Genomic DNA, 17,534 nt, shown 5'->3' on the forward strand with positions numbered 1-17,534 from the left:
TGCTTTCAACGAAGCGGAATGCGGCGGGCACTGGCGAGGTGATGGGCATGCGTTATCGCCACGGCAAGCGCATCGGAAGCATCTGGTCCCGCAACCTTGGCTCCCGGCAACAGCCGCGAAACCATGGCGTGGACCTGATCCTTCGACGCGTTGCCAACGCCGACGACGGATTTCTTCACAAGCCGCGCCGCATATTCGCCAACCTCCATGCCCGATCGCGATGCCGCTAGCAGCACGACGCCGCGGGCCTGACCCAGCTTCAGCGTCGATTGCGGGTTTACGTTGACGAACACTTCTTCGACCGCCGCGCCATTGGGCTGATGTTCAAGGATCAGGTCAGTGAGCGCGAGATCAAGCGCCAACAGCCGCGTTGCCAGCGCCATGTCGGCGTCGGTCTTGATCTGTCCGTTGGCGATGTGCGTGAGGCGATTGCCGTCAGCCGCGATCAAGCCCCAGCCAGTGGTGCCAAGGCCGGGGTCGAGTCCAAGGATGATCATGAGGACATCCTCGCCCCTTCAGGGGAGAGGATAGGGAGGCTTACCGGCTTGCCGGTCAGCCGGACTTGGAGAGTGGAAGTACGGAAGGTGAGGGGGCTCCCCCCTCTCCCAGCTTCGCCTAGGCAGCACGCTGCCAAGGCCGTGCAACCCTCTCCCCGTGGGGGAGAGGGGAGGGTATTTCTCAACCCAGCTTCTCCATGACTTCGTCGGACACTTCGTAATTGCCCCAGACGGTCTGGACGTCGTCATCATCTTCCAGCGTATCGACCAGCTTCATCAGGGTCGCGGCGTTGCTTTCATCGACTTCGACAGTCGTCTGCGGCTTCCAGGCGAGCTTGGCGCCTTCGGCCGGGCCGAGCTTGGCTTCCAGCGCCTTGGCAACTTCATGCAGCGCGTCCATGGCTGTCCAGATTTCATGTTCGTCTTCGTTAGACGACACATCATCCGCGCCTGCCTCAAGAGCGGCTTCGAAGATCGCATCGGCATCGCCAGCGCTCGCCGGATAGGTGATGAGGCCCATGCGGTCGAAACCATGGCTCACCGCCCCGGATGCGCCCAGATTGCCGCCATTTTTCGAGAAGGCGGTGCGGACGTTGGTCGCGGTACGGTTGCGGTTATCGGTCAGCGCTTCAACGATGATGGCGACGCCGCCGGGGCCATAGCCCTCATAGCGGATTTCTTCGTAATTATCCGTGTCGCCGCCGATCGCCTTGTCGATCGCGCGCTGGATATTGTCCTTGGGCATGGACTGCGCCTTGGCCGCGTTCACTGCCAGGCGGAGGCGGGGGTTCATGTCCGGGTCGGGCATGCCCATCTTCGCGGCCACGGTGATTTCGCGGCTCAATTTGGAGAACATCGAGGAGCGCTTTTTGTCCTGCGCGCCCTTGCGATGCATGATGTTCTTGAATTTGCTATGGCCGGCCACGGCCTGCTCCTAAACTTGTCTGAACCGAAGGGCGCTCTCTAGCGGGCGTCCTGCCCAAGCGCAACTAGACGAGGATCGCGGTGCCGGATGCCGACACCATCAGCATCGACCCGTTGGAACCCAGCACTTCATAATCGAGGTCGACTCCGACGACGGCATTGGCGCCGAGTGTTGCCGCACGCATGCGCATCTCGCCAATCGCCTGCTCACGCGCCCGCTGGAGCACATCCTCATAAGCACCCGAACGGCCCCCGACAATGTCCCGCACGCTGGCGAACAGGTCGCGGAAGAGGTTGGCGCCCACAATGACCTCGCCGGTGACGATGCCGAGATATTCTTTTGCCGGACGCCCTTCGAGGCGGCTGGTGGTGCTGACGATAATCTCGGACATGATGTGTCTCCCGCGCCTTGCTGGCCGAAGGTCCTTTTTGAAGAAAGAAGGGACCTTCGACAAGCTGAGGACGAAAGGAAGAAGGGGTCTTATTCCATGCCCAGGGCGGACAGATAGGTCTGGAGAATAGCCTCCATTTCCTGCCGGTCATGCTGCGGCATTTTGCGCAGGCGGACGATTTGGCGCATGATCTTGGGGTCATAGCCGGTGGCCTTGGCTTCCAGATAGACGTCCTTGATATCGTCGCCGATGCCTTTCTTCTCTTCCTCGAGCCGTTCGATGCGTTCGATAAGAAGGCGTAGCTGATCGGCGGCGACGTTGCCCTCGCTCATATGATGTATCTCCGGATAGAATGTGAATCGGGTTGGCGCACGCTCCTAATGATTGTCAGCGTTCTTCGCCACACTCTCCTGCATCTTTGCGATCTGTTCCGGCGTCGCCTCGCTCTGATGGCGCTGTTTCCACTCCGAAAAGGGCATGCCGTGGATGATTTCGCGCGCCTGGTCCTTGCTCAGATTGCCGTCCGCTTCCGCGATCCAATCAGCGAGGCAATTGCGGCAAAAGCCCGCCGTTCCCATCAGATCGATGTTCTGGACATCGGTCCTGTGCTGCAAATGCGCAATCAGGCGGCGGAAGGCGGTTGCGGCAACCGCATCGTTGAGCATATTGTCGGCCAAGGCGATCCTCTCGCTGATCTACATCATCCTGTCGTGCAGTAGGGATAATCGAAAACAGCGCCCTGGCAAGCCAGGGCGCGACCATGACGGCCAGGAGCTTTTTGAGAATGACGAAACTGCCGCCCCGTTCGCGCAAGGTCCGGATTTTGGCGACCCTTGGCCCCGCGAGCGACACGCCCGAAGTGATCCGCGCGCTCTTTATCGCCGGGGCAGACGCTTTCCGCATCAACATGAGCCATGGAGCGCATGAGGATCATGCGGCGCGTATTGCGTCCATCCGGGCGCTGGAAAAGGAATTTGGGCGGCCGACCACCATATTGGGCGACTTGCAGGGGCCAAAGCTGCGCGTCGGTACGTTCAAGAGCGGCCTGGCCGTTCTGGAGGTGGGAGCTTCCTTCATACTCGACCGCGACGAAACGCCGGGCGACGCACGGCGGGTGAACTTGCCGCACCCGGAAATTTACGCGGCGCTGGTGCCTGAAACGCGGCTGTTGCTGGACGACGGCAAGATGGTGCTTCGTGTGAAGAAAGTGTCCGATGACCGGATCGAAACGGTTGTCGAGGTCGGCGGCACCCTGTCGAACCGCAAGGGCGTCAACGTGCCCGATGTGGTTGTGCCCGTGCCCGCGTTGACGGAGAAGGACCGGCGCGACCTGAGCTTCGCCGTCGAGCAGGGCTGCGACTGGATTGCGCTCAGCTTCGTGCAGCGCCCGGAGGACTTGGCGGAAGCGCGCAAGTTGATGGGCGGTCATGGCGCACTGATGGCCAAGATCGAGAAGCCCGCCGCAGTCCAGCGGCTGGAGGAGATATTGGAGCTGGCCGACGGCGTGATGGTTGCGCGCGGCGACCTGGGCGTCGAACTGCCGCCCCAGGCCGTGCCGCCGCTTCAGAAGCAGATTGTCGCTACGGCTCGGCGCATGGGGCGCCCGGTGGTGGTCGCGACGCAGATGCTCGAATCGATGATCAAGGCGCCGACGCCCACCCGCGCCGAAGTGTCGGACGTCGCCACCGCCGTCTATGATGGCGCCGACGCGATCATGTTGTCGGCGGAAACGGCGGCGGGTGACTGGCCCGAGGAAGCAGTCGCGATGATGGACAGCATCGCGCACAGCGTAGAGCGTGACCCCGGCTATTTCGCCCGGCTGCACTTCACCGAAACCAAGCCCGACGCAACAACAGCGGACGCGCTGGCGGAAGGAGCGGCGGGCATCGTCTCGGTCGTAGGGGCCAGCGCGATCACCTGCTTCACCTCGTCAGGCAGCACGGTTCGCCGTGTGGCGCGCGAGCGACCGCTGACGCCGATCCTGGCGCTCACCCCCCGGCTCGACACCGCCCGGAAGCTGGGCCTGACCTGGGGCGTGCATGCAGTGCGCACCAAGGATATCGACACGTTCGAGGAAATGGTCGGCAAGGCGCGGCGCATGGCGCTGCGGCACAATATGACGCAGAAGGGCAGCAAGATCGTTGTGCTGGCAGGCGTCCCCTTCGGCACTCCGGGGTCGACAAACGTGCTGCATGTCACCGCCATTCGCGGTGATGAGCTTACAGGGCGGGATTAAGATCCAGCAGGCCTTGCGCTGCAAGATCGCGGCGCAAGGTCTCTGCGTCCCGGAAGAGGTGGCTGCGAATGCCCAGCGCTTCCGCCGCCGCGACATTTTCTTCCCGATCATCGATGAAGAATGTTTCCTCGGCGCGCAGGCCAAAGCGGCCGAGCGCCAGGCGGTAGATGGCAGGGTCGGGCTTCACCAACCCTTCGGCGCCAGACACCAGAATGTCGCGAAAGTTCGCGAAGAAATCCGCCTCCCGCGCGTGAAAGGGCTCCCAAAATTCCGCGCTGAAATTGGTGAGGCCATAGAGAACGACGCCCCGCCCACGTAATTCGCCGACCAATTGCGCCATGCCTGCAACGGCAGGCTGGACGCTGTCGATGAAACGATCGCCCCATATCCGAATCAGCGCTTCATGTTCCGGGTGGCGATCAATCAGTTCGGCGCTGGTTTCCGCGAAGGGGCGGCCCATGTCGTGCTGGCAATGCCACTCCATCGACACGACATCACGCAGAAACGCGTCGAGCGCCCGATCATCATCGATCAGGCGCTCGTAGAGGAGCCGGGGCTCCCAATGGTACAGAACCTGTCCGACGTCGAATATGACGGCGGAGATCGGCTCGCTCAATTAGCCCTGGCGGGCCTTGAAGCGGCGATTGGTCTTGTTGATAACATAGGTGCGGCCGCGACGGCGGATCACGCGGTTATCCCGGTGACGGCCCTTGAGCGACTTGAGCGAGTTGCGGATCTTCATGGAAGTCAGCCTTCTAAGAATCTTGCGTGATCGGAAAATCGAAGCGCAGCCCCTATGGGTGGGGCGGCTGAAAGTCAAGGGCGGCTGGCCGTACTTTTGCCCCGTTCATGCCATATGCAGCAAAGACATGGCTTCAAGAGTTGAAGGGATAGCCGGTTCGGCATCGTCTATGGACTGCCGCATCTTTGTCGGAGATTAGCATGATCAAGCAGATACTCCTTCCCTCATTTCTTGCCCTGTCACTCGCCGGATGCGCGACGGCGGTGCCGCCCGTCGAGGTAACCCGCTTCCATGTCGGAAATCCGGCACAAAGCGGAACGTTGGCGGTGGAAGAAATGGCTGCGAATCCCGATGCAGGGCTGGAATTCCGGACCTATGCCGCTGCTGTCGAGCAGGAGTTGCAGCGTGTGGGTTTCAGCGCCGCACCTGCCGGAGCGCGCAGCGACTATGTCGCATCGGTCGGCTTCCGCCGATCTTTCCGTCCGACCGGCTACGGCAATGATGGTAGGCCCGTGAGTGTAGGCGTTGGCGGAGCAGTCGGCAGCGGCGGTTATTCAGGGCTGGGCGTGGGCATCGGCATCAACCTCTCGGGGCGGCCGAAGGATATGGTGACGACGGAGTTGCAGGTGCAGATCCGCAGGCGATCCGATTCGACGACGATCTGGGAAGGCCGGGCGCTCACCCAGGCGCGCGAGGGTACTCCAGCCGCTCAGCCCGGTATCGCCGCGCAAAAGCTCGCCAGTGCGTTGATCGGGGGCTATCCGGGGGAATCGGGGCGCACTATAACCGTGAAATGACCATCTCGATCAGCAATGCCTTCGACAGCGGCAATATTCGCGTTCTTTCCATCATCGATACTGGCGACAGGGTCCGGGCCGAGCTGGAGATCGTCAAGGACAGGCAAAGCGACTTCTACCAATGGTTCCACTTCCGCATCGCGGGCGTTGCGGGGCGCGAAGTGGAACTGGCGATCGTCAATGGCGGGACATCCGCCTATCCGGACGGTTGGCCGGGCTATAAGGCGCGGATCAGCGAGGATCGGGAAGTTTGGACGCAGGCGGATACCAGCTATGCTGATGGCGTCCTCACCATCAGCCTTTCGCCGGATCGCAATGCGCTGTGGGTCGCCTATTTCGCGCCCTATTCGATGGATCGGCACCACGACCTGATCGCCTGGGCAGGCTGCCAGCCCGGGGTTGAGCATCGGGAATTGGGCCTGACGCTGGACAAGCAGCCGCTCGACCTTCTGACGCTGGGCGACGGACCAAAGCAGGTTTGGCTCTATGCTCGCCAGCATCCCGGCGAGACGATGGCGCAGTGGTGGATGGAAGGCGCACTGGAGCGGCTCTGCGATGAGGAGGATGCGGTCGGTAGGCTCCTCCGGGCCAAGGCGACATTTCACATCGTGCCCAACATGAACCCCGACGGCAGCCGCCGAGGGCATCTGCGCACCAATGCGGCAGGCGTGAACCTCAACCGCGAATGGCACGAACCATCTATGGAGCGCAGCCCAGAGGTCTTCCTTGTCCGGCAGGAGATGGACCGGACAGGAGTTGACTTTGCGATGGACGTGCATGGCGATGAAGCCATCGCCGCAGTGTTCCTGGCGGGGTTCGAAGGCATCCCCTCCCTGACCGAGCGGCAACTTGCCCTTTACAATCGTTTTCGGGATACGCTCGCGGCCCGCACGCCTGATTTCCAGACGGCGCGCGGATACCCTTCATCGGCGCCGGGGAAGGGCAACCTGACCATGTCCACCAATCAGGTCGCCCAGCGTTTCGGCGCGGTCGCGATGACGCTGGAAATGCCGTTCAAGGACAATGACGATTTGCCCGATCCTGAATTTGGCTGGTCCCCGGCACGATCGAAGCAGCTTGCCAAGGACTGCCTTGCGGTGCTGGCTGAGATGATCGGAGAACTCTGAGCTTTCCTGACGCGCGGCTCCGTTAGCCAAAAAGATCGGCGAGAAAGTCCCTCATCGACCGGAAGCTGCGGTGGTCCGCGTCGGGGCTATAGGCGAGGCCCTTGTCCGGCATGTTCACCGCCTGATCGGTGAATGCGTGTCCGGTATCGCCATAGGCATGGATTTGCCAATCGCATCCTGCTTTCGTCAGTTCGTCGGCCAAGGCGACCGTAGCCGCCGGGGGAGCCAAGGGATCGTCCCAACCGTGGCATATCAACAGCTTCGCCGTGATGGCGGCGTTGGGAAAAGGTGGCGCGTCATAAATTCCATGGAAACTGACGCCGCCCGCGATGTCGGCGCCGCTGCGCGCCAGATCGAGCACGCATTTGCCGCCGAAGCAGAAGCCGATCGCGGCCGTCCGGCTCGCGTCCGCTTCGGGAAGTGATTTGAGGACGGAATGAGCCGCGTTGAGCCGGTCACGCAGCAGGGCGCGGTCGGCATTAACTTCGTTCATGTAGCGCGCCATGTCGGGGTCATCGCGGCTGGCTCGCTTGCCCTGACCATAGATGTCCGCGACCAATAGGGTGTATCCCAGTTCCACGACCTTCTCGGCGTAGGCGAAGTCCGCTTCCTTGGTGCCCAATGCATTAGGGAAAAGCAGGATGCCCGGCCGGGGTGCGCCTGCGGCTTGGTCGAAGACGGCCATGCTCTCGAAGGTTCCGCCGGGGCCTTCATGAACCGTGACGCGGCGAGTGATAGTCATGGGCTTGCCTCGCTGATGAGAATGGCAAGGCGACATTAGGTCGCTGGGTGTGCGTGGCAAGCGTCGCGGTGCCGGTCACTCCCGAGCGTATAAGAAAAGGGCGCCCCTCATGAGAGGGGCGCCCTTCTTTTTTTGCTATAGCCGCGTCTTAGAAACGGTAGCCGAGGATCAGCGCGCCCTGGTGACGCTCAGGGTTCACGCCACCGATCTGCTCGTAACGCGAATAGCGATATTCGGCGCGAACGATGAAGCCCTGAACCGTCGTTTCCAGACCGGCGCCGAGACGGTAGCCGTCCAGCTTGACGTTGTTGTTCAGCGCGTCTTCCAGACGGGCATTGGTGTAGCCGCCCTTGGCATAGGCGAGGACGTTCGGAACGACTTCGCCGCCGATGCGGACGCCGGCATAGAGGTCACGATCGGTGCGAACGCCGAACTTCTTGACGTCGGAATCGGCATATTCGCCTTCGATGCCGAACACGGCGCCGTTGACGTTGACGTCATAACCGACCACGCCGCCATACAGCAGGCCGCTGTCATGGTTGACCGAATCGAAATCGACATGGTCCACACCGACGACTGCGCCGACATAGGGACCGGAAAAGGGCACGGCGTCCTGAGCGAAGGCCGGTGCGGAAACGCTGGCAAGCAGCAACGCCGAAGCGATCAGTTTTTTCATGGGGGGCTCCTTTTCTGGGGTAACCGGATGTTGTCTGAGCGCGCTTTAGGGAGCCTGAGCGTGAAGAGTAAAGCATCACAAACAACGACATACCGCATTGCACAACGCACTGTGGCAATGTTGCATCACGTCTTGAAATGGATTCCAAGCGCCCTAGTCGGCTGGATGACTGACCAAGGGCTGGTTCAGAGGCTGCCGAACCCCGGCGCCTCACCGCGTGCTTGTCTGTCCAGGCGGGTTGGGCGTTTCCAGCCGATACGGGGACGCTTGCGCAGCCGCAGGGTGGGCCAGTCGCCATTATCCATGCGCTCGGCCAGCCGCATGCCCTGAGCCCGATAGGCTGACAGGACGGCATCCGCCTGTTCTTTCAGCAATCCGGCTAGCAGGATCGTGCCCCCTTCCTCCACGAGCGCGCAAAGCGACGGGGCGAGTTCGATCAACGGGCCAGCGAGTATGTTCGCAATCAGCAGATCATAGGGCGCGCGGGTTGCAATTGCGGGGTGATCAACGCCCGCCGCGATATACAGCGCCAATTGGCCTTGACCCTTGCCGACCGCGATGTCGTTGGCCGCGGCATTTTCCGCGCTGATATCGACGGCGACCGGGTCGATGTCTGAAGCGGTGGCATAGGCGTGGGGCCACAAGTGGAGCGCTGCGAAGGCGAGCAATCCGGTGCCTGTGCCAATGTCCGCCACATTGCCAAAGCGCATGCCAACCTGCCGCATGCGGTCCAGCATCAGAAGGCAGCCTGCGGTGGTCTCATGCTGCCCTGTGCCGAAGGCGCGGCTCGCTTCGATCAGGAAATTGACCTTGCCGGGCTGCTCTGGATCGCTGGCAAGATTGCGGATGTGGAAGCGCCCGGCCGTGACTGGCTCCAGTCCCTGCTGGCTCAGGGTTACCCAGTCTTCATCAGGCAATCGTTCGATCAGCGGCTTCGTGCCGCTGGCGCTGGGGATCAGGGTACGGAGCAGCTTGATCGCGGCGGGGCTGGGCTCGCCTTCGAAATAGGCATCAAGCTGCCACGCATTTTCATCGTCCGGCGTCGCTTCGCTGGTCATCAGCACCGGAGGCTTGTCCATGAGCGCGAAGGCCGCGATGTCGCCGTCCAAAGCCTCCGCTTCAACGCGGGTGCAGGGCAGGGTCACTTTCCAGCTTTGGACGGAAGAGGGCGCGGCATCAGTCATGCCGCGCCCTTTAGAAGCTTGAAGCGGGAAGGGGAAGTCGCGAGGACATCAATCGCCCTCCGGCTGCCTTGTCCCCGAACTCAGGCCACCTGCCGTCCAAAATCGGAGGATGCCGCACGCAGGCTGGCCAGCTTGCCCTCGACACTCATGAAGCCGCGTTCCAACTGGTCGATTTCGGACGCGACAACTTCCGTATCCTGACGGATGGCGGAAATGGTGCTCGACATGGAGTCGGCTGCAAGGGCAGTCTCATCGACTGCTGCGGTGATCATGGTGACCGTCTGGGCCTGAGCGTCCATGGCATGACGGATGCGATCGGCGCTCGATTGCACTTCCCCAACCGTATCGCGGATTCTTTCATTGGTTTCCACCGACTGCCGCGTCGAAGCCTGAATGTCCGCGATCTTGCCGGCAATCTCATCGGTCGCACGAGCCGTCTGGTTAGCGAGGCTCTTCACTTCCTGCGCAACGACAGCAAAGCCGCGTCCCGCGTCGCCTGCGCGCGCCGCTTCGATGGTGGCGTTGAGGGCGAGCAGGTTGGTTTGGCCCGCAATGTCGCGGATCAGGCCGAGGATCGACTCGATCGATTTCGCATGCTCGGTCAGAGTTGCCGACATGGTCACCGCATCGCCCGACTGTCGGGCGGCGCGCTGAGCGACGTCTGCGGCGCTTTCGACTTCCGTGCGGGCATCCTCGATTGCGCGGATGAGCCCGGCAGAGGTGCGGGCTGCCTCACGCATCGCGATTGCCGATTGTTCAGCGGCAGCGGCGACTTCCGAAGCCTTGCCCAACATGCCGCGTGTGGCGGCGGAGGCATCCTTCGCCTGTTCACGCAGCGATTCGCCGAGCTGGGAGGCGCCGTCGATCTCGCCCATGATCCGCTGTTCGAACAGGGTGCCGATGCGCTGGCGTTCGTTGCGCTGCGCTTCTGCCTCGTCACCCGCGAAGGCGTTGGTCATCATGCTGGCATCGACCATGCTGACCATGGCGATGACGTTCACAAGGCGCTGGCGGGTGGCGTCGTCCGCCGCTTTTTGCCACACGAGGCCGATCAACTGCTTGTTGGCTTCTGAAACCGCCGTCAGCACAACGCCCAGCGGCAGGTCGCGCTTGCGTGCGAGACGAACGCAGGCAATGCAACTGCCCGCCCAACTGCCAGCCTCATAGAAGCTGAGTTTCTGCCGCACATATTCATGGGCCTCGGTTTCGATCTTGGCGATCGTGGAGGCGGCCAGGACGCTGCGCAGATGCGACTGGTCCATATAGCTGTCGAAGAAAATGCGGGCCACGACCGACGCGCCGTCGCCTATCAGGTCACGAATCTCGCGAAGCCCTGCCGCCAATTCGCCGGTGGGATCTATTTCCGCCATGCTGGCGATCATTGCGCTCTTCGCTGGTGCGACGGACGTCATATGCGGCAAACCTCAATTCTCTTGTTTGTCCGTCGGGTCATAGCGCGATCTGGTTAATCAGTTCTTAGCCGTGATCGCCCGGCCGCTCTTTCGGCGCGGCTTGCCCTCTTGACCGATCGCTCTTAAGGGGACGGGAATCAGGGACAAGCATCAGGGACGTAGGTAGATATGGCGCGAACCACGAGCCGGCCGCTCTCGCCGCATTTGACGATCTGGAAATGGGGGCCAGCGATGGCCGTTTCCATCATGCACCGCGTGACGGGCAATGGCCTGGCGACTGCGGGCGCCTTGGGTCTGGTCTGGTGGCTGATGGCCGCCGCGTCGGGACCGGAAGCCTATGCAACGTTCGTGGCGTGCGCGACCTCGCCGATCGGCTATCTGGTGATGGCGGGCCTTAGCTGGTTCTTCTTCCAGCATCTGACGTCGGGCCTGCGGCACTTCGTGCTCGACATGGGCGCTGGCTATGAGCTGAAGAACAACAGGACCTGGTCTGTGCTGACCTTCGTCATCTCGACGCTGCTCACCATCGCCTTCTGGGCCGCTATCTGCACGGGGAAATTCTGATGGGAACCGGAACCGGAATCGGCCGCGTCCGTGGCCTGGGCTCGGCCCGTCATGGCGCGCATCACTGGCTGGCGCAGCGTTATACCGCGATCGGGAACCTGCTGCTGGTCCTGTGGTTGCTGTTCAGCCTGATCGCGCTGCCGGGGCTCGATTATCAGAGTGTCCATAACTGGATCGCCAACCCGCTGGTCGCGGTGCCGCTGATGCTGATGCTGGTCAGCATCTTCTGGCACCTGCGCCTCGGCATGCAGGTGATGCTGGAGGATTATGTCCATGACAAGGGGCTGGCGTTCCTGTCCATGCTGCTCTTGAACTTCTATGCCTTGGGCGGCGCTGCCGCTGGCATCTTCGCGATCGCCAAGATCGCCTTCACGGGGATCGTCAAGTAATGAGCGAAGCCTATAAGATCATCGACCACACCTACGACACGGTGGTCGTGGGTGCTGGCGGCTCCGGCCTGCGCGCCACCATGGGCAGCGCGGAAGCGGGCCTGAAGACTGCCTGCATCACCAAGCTGTTCCCGACCCGCTCGCACACCGTGGCGGCGCAGGGCGGCATCGCGGCGTCGCTGGGTAATAACTCGCCCGACCACTGGACCTGGCACATGTACGACACCGTCAAGGGGTCGGACTGGCTGGGTGATCAGGATGCGATCGAATATATGGTGCGTGAAGCACCTGCGGCCGTGATCGAGCTGGAACATGCCGGCGTGCCGTTCAGCCGTAACGAGAATGGGACGATCTACCAGCGCCCGTTCGGCGGCCACATGCAGAATATGGGCGCAGGCCCGCCGGTCCAGCGCACCTGCGCCGCCGCCGACCGTACTGGCCACGCCATGCTGCACGCTCTGTATCAGCAGAGCCTGAAGTATGACGCGGACTTCTACATCGAATATTTCGCCATCGACCTGATCATGGAAGACGGCCCGAACGGCAAGGAATGCCGCGGCGTTATCGCCATGTGCATGGAGGATGGCTCGATCCATCGCTTCCGCAGCAAGGCGGTCGTGCTGGCGACCGGCGGTTACGGCCGTGCCTATTTCTCTGCCACCTCGGCGCATAGCTGCACCGGCGACGGCGGCGGCATGGTGCTGCGCGCTGGCCTGCCGCTACAGGATTTGGAGTTCGTGCAGTTCCACCCGACCGGCATTTACGGCGCGGGCGTGCTCATCACCGAAGGTGCACGCGGCGAGGGCGGTTATCTCACAAACTCCGAAGGGGAGCGCTTCATGGAGCGCTATGCTCCGTCGGCGAAGGATCTGGCGTCGCGCGACGTCGTGTCGCGTTCGATGGCGATGGAAATGCGCGAAGGGCGCGGCGTGGGTCCGAACAAGGACCATATCTTCCTGCACCTCGATCATATCGATCCCAAGGTGCTGGCGGAACGCCTGCCGGGCATCACCGAAAGCGGCAAGATTTTCGCGGGCGTCGACCTGACCCGCCAGCCGCTGCCGGTGACCCCGACCGTCCACTATAATATGGGCGGCATCCCCTGTAACTATCATGGGCAGGTGGTGACGAAGGTCGGCGACGATCCGGAAGTCGTGGTGCCGGGCCTCTATGCTGTCGGCGAAGCGGCCTGCGTGTCGGTGCATGGAGCGAACCGCCTGGGCTCCAACTCGCTGATCGACCTTGTTGTGTTTGGTCGTGCCACCGGTCTGCACCTTAAGGAAACGATCAAGCCGAACGGTTCACATCGTCCGCTGCCGATCGATGCGGCAGATTTGGCGCTGTCCCGTCTGGATCACTATCGCAACGCCAAGGGCGGCTCGCCGACGGCGAAGATTCGTCTGGAAATGCAGCACACCATGCAGAAGCATGCGGCCGTGTTCCGCGACAGCGCGCTGCTGGCCGAGGGCGTCACCAAGATGGCGCAGGTCAACCAGAGCATGCAGGATGTTGGCGTTTCCGACCGCTCGCTGATCTGGAACACCGACCTCATCGAGACGCTGGAGCTGGACAATTTGATGTCTCAGGCGGTCTGCACCATGGTCAGCGCGGAAAACCGCAAGGAAAGCCGTGGCGCGCACGCGCATGAGGACTTCCCGAACCGCGATGACAATGAGTGGATGAAGCACACCGTCAGCTGGTTCGAAGGCTGGGGCGGCAAGGGCGGCAAGGTGTCGCTCGATTACCGTCCGGTGCACGATTACACGCTCACCGATGAGGCCGAGTATATCAAGCCCAAGGCGCGCGTTTATTAAGGCGCGCCGTCCAGTGGGATAGGTAAGAGGGCGGGCTGCAAAGCTCGCCCTTTTGTTTATGGTTCAGTTCAAGTCGAGGGAGGTCAGGCGATGGCGGATGCAAGCAGACATGGCGGCCAGTGTCATTGCGGCGCCGTCCGGTTCGAGGTTGAGCTGAGCAATGGCCTCGACAGCGCCCGCCGGTGCACCTGTTCATTTTGCCGTATGCGGGGCGCCGTAGCTGTTACGGCGAAGTTGGACGGGCTTCATGTCGTTCGGGGCGCCGATATGCTGACGAGCTACCGCTTCAATACGGGAGCAGCGGAGCATTTCTTCTGTTCGCGGTGCGGCATCTACACGCACCACCAGCGCCGCTCCAATGCAAACGAATATGGGGTGAATGTGGCATGCCTAGATGGGGCCAGTCCCTTCGACTTAGCCGAGGTGCCGGTGTTGGACGGGGAAAATCATCCGAGCGACAATGAGGGCCGGGCGCGGATGGCGGGGGTGTTGCGGTTTATTCGTAAGGGTTGAGGCATGGGTCCGTCTTCGAAGGAGCACGAAGTTGGAAAAGGGCATAACTGGGCTAAACCATGTGACCTTGGCAGTCGCAGACGTTGAACGCTCATTGGCATTTTATCGCGATGTCCTTGGCTGTCACGTCCGGGCAGCGTGGAGCGATGGCGCTTATCTTGAAGCTGGGACGCTTTGGCTGTGCCTATCCTGGGACGACAAGGCGAGAACGTCGCCGCGCTCTGACTACACGCACCTGGCTTTCACTGTTCTCGAGGCAGACTATAGCAGCTTGAGCGAACGCCTAGCCGCAGAGTGCATCATCTGGAAAAGCGATAGTAGCGAAGGCGCATCCACTTACTTTCTCGATCCCGACGGGCACAAACTAGAAATACATGTCGGCTCTCTTGAAACGCGGCTGTCGCACTACCGAATGGAGTCGGACAAAGGCGTGACGGTTTTCGATCATTGACGGCACGGCGCGGGGACTTCGCGCTTTATTCCTGCTGATCGATTATAGTGGCCATAGGCAAAGCAGGATCGATCTCTCTCAATCCGGCGACGACGCCCGCCCTGTTAATGGCGGGCTGATTCTGACTGACTTTCCATTTTCCTTCGATCCGCTCGATCGGTATTTCAAAGCCGACTATGTTTTTCAGGAGCGCGTCGATGTAGTCCGCCGGGGCGTCATTGACGGACCATGGCGCTGAACGATTGGCCTCTTGCAGCGTGGTCAGAGCATCAATCTGTGCGCGCAGCCAATTGGCATCTTCGACGATGCGAGGATTTCCACGGACCTGAACAACAATATAGTTCCAAGTCGGAACTACCTTCTCATGTTCCTTCTTTGTCGCGTACCAGGATGGGGTGATATAGGCTTGCGGACCTTGGAAAATGACCAATGCCTCGGCACTGGTCAGGAGGTCCGCTATTTGCCCATTCGCCCGAGCCATATGTGCACGCAGGATGTCGCGACCATTTTCATTGGCCAGCGTGAACGGGATGAAATTGGCGGTAAGTCCGCCCGCCCCGTAGGTCACGAGGGTGGCCAGCGGGTGAGAGCGGATCGTGCCGCGCAATTGATCCAAACGATCTTCCCGAAAGATGAGTGGTCTGTACATGGCCGTTTCTGAAATGCCTTTACCGCTTCCATCAGAATGCATGGCGGACTGCGGCTCGTCCAGCATATCTCATCCTTCGGCTTCTTTTCGGTGAAGGGGCGCAAGCGACGATCGCCTTGAGACCCGGCTTCCGTGGCTGTGAGCGATGACGGGATGTGGTTCAATATCCGCCAACCATCAAGCTTCTCTGGCGCAGGGTCGCGGCTCCCGCTAAGTCTTTCACTGATGACGATCGATCCTCTGGTCCTTTTACAGGCCTATTCCATCGGCGTATTTCCCATGTCCGATGACCGGGATGCGGAGGAGGTTTATTGGATTGAGCCCAAGCGGCGAGCCATCATGCCGCTCCATGGCTTTCGCATGTCCCATTCGCTGGCCAAGACGATCCGGCAGGAGCGTTTCCGCGTGACTGCCAACCGCGATTTTGGCGGTATTGTCTCGCTATGCGCGCAGGCTGCGGAGGATCGGCCATCGACCTGGATCAACAGGGAGATCGAGCAAACATACCGCCATCTGCACGAGATCGGCTTTGCGCATTCGATCGAGGTTTGGGATGGCGATGAGCTGGCGGGCGGGCTCTATGGGGTCGCGCTGGGGCAGGCTTTTTTCGGCGAAAGCATGGTGTCGCGAAGGCCCGATGCGTCAAAAGTCGCTCTGGCCTGGCTCACTGCCCGCATGCTCTTTTCGGGCTTCACCTTGCTCGACTGCCAATTCATGACCGAACATCTCCGGTCATTGGGCGCGATAGAAATCAGCCAGAAAGATTATCTGGGATTGCTGGCAGGCGCGCTGGGGGACATCCCGCTAGGCGCAGGCCGTTCTTCGGCACTGGCCGGGGGTTCGGGGGGCTGGGCGGAGCTGGCGTTTGCGCCGCTGGCGGGCGAGGCTTCTGCGGGTGGCTCGCCCTTGCTGCCGAGCTTCACCGTGTCGGGGCCGCTTTCGGGCCAAGACATCGTACAGCTTCTGACCCACACGTCGTAAATCGGGTGCTGGACGACATTGCGGTCGGGCCGTTCCTTGAACAGCCAGCCGGAGAAGTTGCGCCGCCATTTATTGTCGGCGGTGCTGCGCACGTCGAGTTGAACGAAGGCGCCGGTTTCCTTCACATTTTCCCAGGGGGCGGTCGTCTCGCAGGCCTGGAGGCGGACGATCGCATCGCCCACGCGCAGGGCGTCGCCGGGCTTCATCGTGAGGTCGGTGGTGATGCCGTTACGCTTATTGAGCAGGCCGATCACCGCAACGCGTTCGGCCATGGGCGTACCGGGCAGAGCCGAAGAATCGCCGTTGCGAATCTTCTGCCCCGCGATCTTCACCGGGCCGGTCTGGTTGGCAGTGGGAAGTTCATCGCCGCCACAGGCCGCAAGCGACAGCATCAGGGCGAGGGACAGGATCGACGGGACCGCCCCCGCCGGACGCAGGGTCATGATGCGTCGGGGCTCCACGCTTCATAATCGCCGGTCGCGCGCTGGCGCTGCGCACCCTTTTCCAGCGCACCCGTGGGCCGGTAGGCATTGGGGGTGCCGGTCGCGTTGGGCGTGAAGTCCCGTTCCCAGATACGAGGCGGGGGGAGGAAGCTTTCCGGCGTTCCTTCAATCGTGTGATGCAACCACCCATGCCATTCGGCGGGCACGCGGCTGGCGTCGTTATTGCCGTTGTAAATCACCCAGCGGCGGGTGCGGCCATGCATGTCCGCGCCGCCTTCATAATAAATATTGCCCTGATGGTCCTCGCCCACTTTCTTGCCCTTGCGGGAGGTATAAAGTGCGGTGCCGATGGTCGCGCCATTCCACCAGGTGAAGATCTTGGCCAGGATTCCCATGCGCCAAGCGCTTAGCGCCTGCCGTGGGGGATTGGCAAGGCGGATATGGCGTCAGCGGGTGCGCGGTGGGCAGAAATCGAGGTCGGCGGGGCTTTTGACCGCGGGGTCGACGCAACTTCCCCAGGATACGCGATCGCCTTCCGCTATGCCCAGTTCCGCCGCTCGCCCGCCGCGCAGTTCAAGGACCGCCGCCACCGGAACGCCAGCAGAAACCGGCACGCGTGAATAGGGTGCGGCATTGGCGGCGATGAAGGCGATCATCCCGTCGGTGCGGATGAAGATCATGTCCAGCGGGATCAGCGTGTCCTTCATCCAGAAGCTGGCGGTGCGGGGCGGCGACATGGGAAAGAGCATGCCGCCATTCGCATCCAGGGACTTGCGGAACATCAGGCCCCGTTCCTGCTCCTTTGCGGTGATGGCGGTTTCCACCGCAAAGCGGTGACTGCCCGCGTCCGTACGGATTTCAAGGGGGAGCAGATTGGTCTGCTGGTTTGTAGGGCTGGTCGTTTTCTCCGCCTTGGGCTGAGTAGGCGAACAGCCAGCCAGAAGGACGATGAGAAGGGAAAAGGCGATCCTCATTCTTCGGTGCTAGCCCATAGTTGAGGA

At 61.7% G+C, this 17,534-nt stretch carries 23 protein-coding genes and 1 pseudogene; 9 read left to right on the forward strand and 15 right to left on the reverse strand.

From position 1 onward, the window contains the following. Positions 1 to 5: 5 nt before the first annotated feature. From ruvC to ACZ5U1_RS00690, 5 genes are all read right to left on the reverse strand, one after another. Positions 6 to 497, reverse strand: a complete 492-nt coding sequence (ruvC, locus tag ACZ5U1_RS00670) for a crossover junction endodeoxyribonuclease RuvC (protein ID WP_464778938.1) — start codon at positions 495 to 497, stop codon at positions 6 to 8. Positions 498 to 678: 181 nt separating this feature from the next. Continuing rightward, a complete protein-coding gene (locus ACZ5U1_RS00675) occupies positions 679 to 1,422 on the reverse strand; it encodes a YebC/PmpR family DNA-binding transcriptional regulator (protein WP_464778939.1) in 744 nt (247 codons plus the stop codon). A gap of 64 nt (positions 1,423 to 1,486) precedes the next feature. After that, complete coding sequence (locus ACZ5U1_RS00680) at positions 1,487 to 1,813, reverse strand: heavy metal-binding domain-containing protein (RefSeq protein ID WP_174525906.1); 327 nt, start codon at positions 1,811 to 1,813, stop codon at positions 1,487 to 1,489. Between the two features lie 89 nt (positions 1,814 to 1,902). Further along, positions 1,903 to 2,145, reverse strand: coding sequence for a DUF2312 domain-containing protein (locus ACZ5U1_RS00685; RefSeq protein WP_449471166.1), 243 nt, complete (start codon positions 2,143 to 2,145; stop codon positions 1,903 to 1,905). 45 nt (positions 2,146 to 2,190) lie between these two features. Then, positions 2,191 to 2,478: a DUF1244 domain-containing protein gene (locus ACZ5U1_RS00690; RefSeq protein WP_443020069.1), complete on the reverse strand. Its 288-nt coding sequence runs from the start codon at positions 2,476 to 2,478 to the stop codon at positions 2,191 to 2,193. Positions 2,479 to 2,597: 119 nt separating this feature from the next. Here ACZ5U1_RS00690 and pyk point away from each other — a divergent pair, with 119 nt between their 5' ends. Continuing rightward, the gene (gene pyk, locus ACZ5U1_RS00695) at positions 2,598 to 4,049 is read left to right on the forward strand and encodes a pyruvate kinase (RefSeq protein WP_464778940.1); all 1,452 of its coding nucleotides are present in this window, start codon (positions 2,598 to 2,600) and stop codon (positions 4,047 to 4,049) included. On the opposite strand, the gene ACZ5U1_RS00700 is transcribed toward pyk, so the two are convergent. After that, entirely contained in the window at positions 4,033 to 4,665 is a 633-nt protein-coding gene (locus ACZ5U1_RS00700) for an HAD family hydrolase (protein WP_464778941.1), read from the reverse strand. The genes pyk and ACZ5U1_RS00700 overlap by 17 nt on opposite strands. Further along, complete coding sequence (gene ykgO, locus ACZ5U1_RS00705; protein WP_004210176.1) at positions 4,666 to 4,791, reverse strand: type B 50S ribosomal protein L36; 126 nt, start codon at positions 4,789 to 4,791, stop codon at positions 4,666 to 4,668. It lies immediately after the preceding gene. A gap of 200 nt (positions 4,792 to 4,991) precedes the next feature. On the opposite strand from ykgO, the gene ACZ5U1_RS00710 reads away from it, so the two are divergent. Further along, entirely contained in the window at positions 4,992 to 5,588 is a 597-nt protein-coding gene (locus tag ACZ5U1_RS00710; RefSeq protein WP_464778942.1) for a DUF4136 domain-containing protein, read from the forward strand. After that, entirely contained in the window at positions 5,585 to 6,715 is a 1,131-nt protein-coding gene (locus tag ACZ5U1_RS00715; RefSeq protein WP_464778943.1) for a M14 family metallopeptidase, read from the forward strand. Before ACZ5U1_RS00710 ends, ACZ5U1_RS00715 begins: the two co-directional genes overlap by 4 nt. Positions 6,716 to 6,737: 22 nt before the next feature. On the opposite strand, the gene ACZ5U1_RS00720 is transcribed toward ACZ5U1_RS00715, so the two are convergent. The 4 genes from ACZ5U1_RS00720 to ACZ5U1_RS00735 all read right to left on the reverse strand — a co-directional run bounded on the left by ACZ5U1_RS00720 (position 6,738) and on the right by ACZ5U1_RS00735 (position 10,729). Further along, the gene (locus tag ACZ5U1_RS00720; protein ID WP_464778944.1) at positions 6,738 to 7,457 is read right to left on the reverse strand and encodes a dienelactone hydrolase family protein; all 720 of its coding nucleotides are present in this window, start codon (positions 7,455 to 7,457) and stop codon (positions 6,738 to 6,740) included. 148 nt (positions 7,458 to 7,605) lie between these two features. Continuing rightward, positions 7,606 to 8,133, reverse strand: coding sequence for a porin family protein (locus ACZ5U1_RS00725; RefSeq protein ID WP_464778945.1), 528 nt, complete (start codon positions 8,131 to 8,133; stop codon positions 7,606 to 7,608). A gap of 185 nt (positions 8,134 to 8,318) precedes the next feature. Further along, a complete protein-coding gene (locus tag ACZ5U1_RS00730; RefSeq protein WP_464778946.1) occupies positions 8,319 to 9,317 on the reverse strand; it encodes a 50S ribosomal protein L11 methyltransferase in 999 nt (332 codons plus the stop codon). Between the two features lie 80 nt (positions 9,318 to 9,397). After that, complete coding sequence (locus ACZ5U1_RS00735) at positions 9,398 to 10,729, reverse strand: methyl-accepting chemotaxis protein (protein ID WP_464778947.1); 1,332 nt, start codon at positions 10,727 to 10,729, stop codon at positions 9,398 to 9,400. A 168-nt stretch (positions 10,730 to 10,897) separates the two neighbouring features. Between ACZ5U1_RS00735 and sdhC the strand changes: the two genes are divergently transcribed. The 5 genes from sdhC (at position 10,898) to ACZ5U1_RS00760 (ending at position 14,460) form a co-directional block, all read left to right on the forward strand. Then, on the forward strand, positions 10,898 to 11,293 hold the full coding sequence (gene sdhC, locus ACZ5U1_RS00740) for a succinate dehydrogenase, cytochrome b556 subunit (RefSeq protein WP_464778948.1): 396 nt from the start codon (positions 10,898 to 10,900) through the stop codon (positions 11,291 to 11,293). Then, positions 11,293 to 11,682 (forward strand): succinate dehydrogenase, hydrophobic membrane anchor protein, encoded by a 390-nt coding sequence (gene sdhD / locus ACZ5U1_RS00745; protein WP_464778949.1) that lies wholly within the window; start codon positions 11,293 to 11,295, stop codon positions 11,680 to 11,682. The genes sdhC and sdhD overlap by 1 nt, the downstream gene beginning before the upstream one ends. Next, positions 11,682 to 13,496, forward strand: a complete 1,815-nt coding sequence (gene sdhA / locus ACZ5U1_RS00750) for a succinate dehydrogenase flavoprotein subunit (protein ID WP_464778950.1) — start codon at positions 11,682 to 11,684, stop codon at positions 13,494 to 13,496. The genes sdhD and sdhA overlap by 1 nt, the downstream gene beginning before the upstream one ends. A 90-nt stretch (positions 13,497 to 13,586) precedes the next feature. Then, a complete protein-coding gene (locus tag ACZ5U1_RS00755) occupies positions 13,587 to 14,009 on the forward strand; it encodes a GFA family protein (protein WP_464778951.1) in 423 nt (140 codons plus the stop codon). A gap of 43 nt (positions 14,010 to 14,052) precedes the next feature. Next, positions 14,053 to 14,460: a VOC family protein gene (locus tag ACZ5U1_RS00760; RefSeq protein ID WP_464779924.1), complete on the forward strand. Its 408-nt coding sequence runs from the start codon at positions 14,053 to 14,055 to the stop codon at positions 14,458 to 14,460. A gap of 25 nt (positions 14,461 to 14,485) precedes the next feature. Here the strand turns inward: ACZ5U1_RS00760 and ACZ5U1_RS00765 are convergent, their stop codons facing one another. Next, entirely contained in the window at positions 14,486 to 15,175 is a 690-nt protein-coding gene (locus tag ACZ5U1_RS00765) for an FMN-binding negative transcriptional regulator (RefSeq protein WP_464778952.1), read from the reverse strand. A gap of 159 nt (positions 15,176 to 15,334) precedes the next feature. Between ACZ5U1_RS00765 and aat the strand changes: the two genes are divergently transcribed. Then, a complete protein-coding gene (gene aat, locus ACZ5U1_RS00770) occupies positions 15,335 to 16,090 on the forward strand; it encodes a leucyl/phenylalanyl-tRNA--protein transferase (protein ID WP_464778953.1) in 756 nt (251 codons plus the stop codon). Between the two features lie 35 nt (positions 16,091 to 16,125). On the opposite strand, the pseudogene ACZ5U1_RS00775 reads toward aat, so the two are convergent. The 3 genes and pseudogenes from ACZ5U1_RS00775 to ACZ5U1_RS00785 all read right to left on the reverse strand — a co-directional run. After that, positions 16,126 to 16,533: pseudogene (locus ACZ5U1_RS00775) on the reverse strand (DUF2155 domain-containing protein); the annotation flags it as partial. Next, on the reverse strand, positions 16,530 to 16,928 hold the full coding sequence (locus ACZ5U1_RS00780; RefSeq protein WP_464778954.1) for an NADH:ubiquinone oxidoreductase subunit NDUFA12: 399 nt from the start codon (positions 16,926 to 16,928) through the stop codon (positions 16,530 to 16,532). The gene ACZ5U1_RS00780 and the pseudogene ACZ5U1_RS00775, both read right to left, overlap by 4 nt. Positions 16,929 to 16,979: 51 nt before the next feature. Next, on the reverse strand, positions 16,980 to 17,507 hold the full coding sequence (locus ACZ5U1_RS00785; RefSeq protein ID WP_464778955.1) for a DUF192 domain-containing protein: 528 nt from the start codon (positions 17,505 to 17,507) through the stop codon (positions 16,980 to 16,982). Positions 17,508 to 17,534 lie beyond the last annotated feature (27 nt).

It is taken from the genome of Sphingobium sp. TomTYG72 (assembly GCF_055394715.1).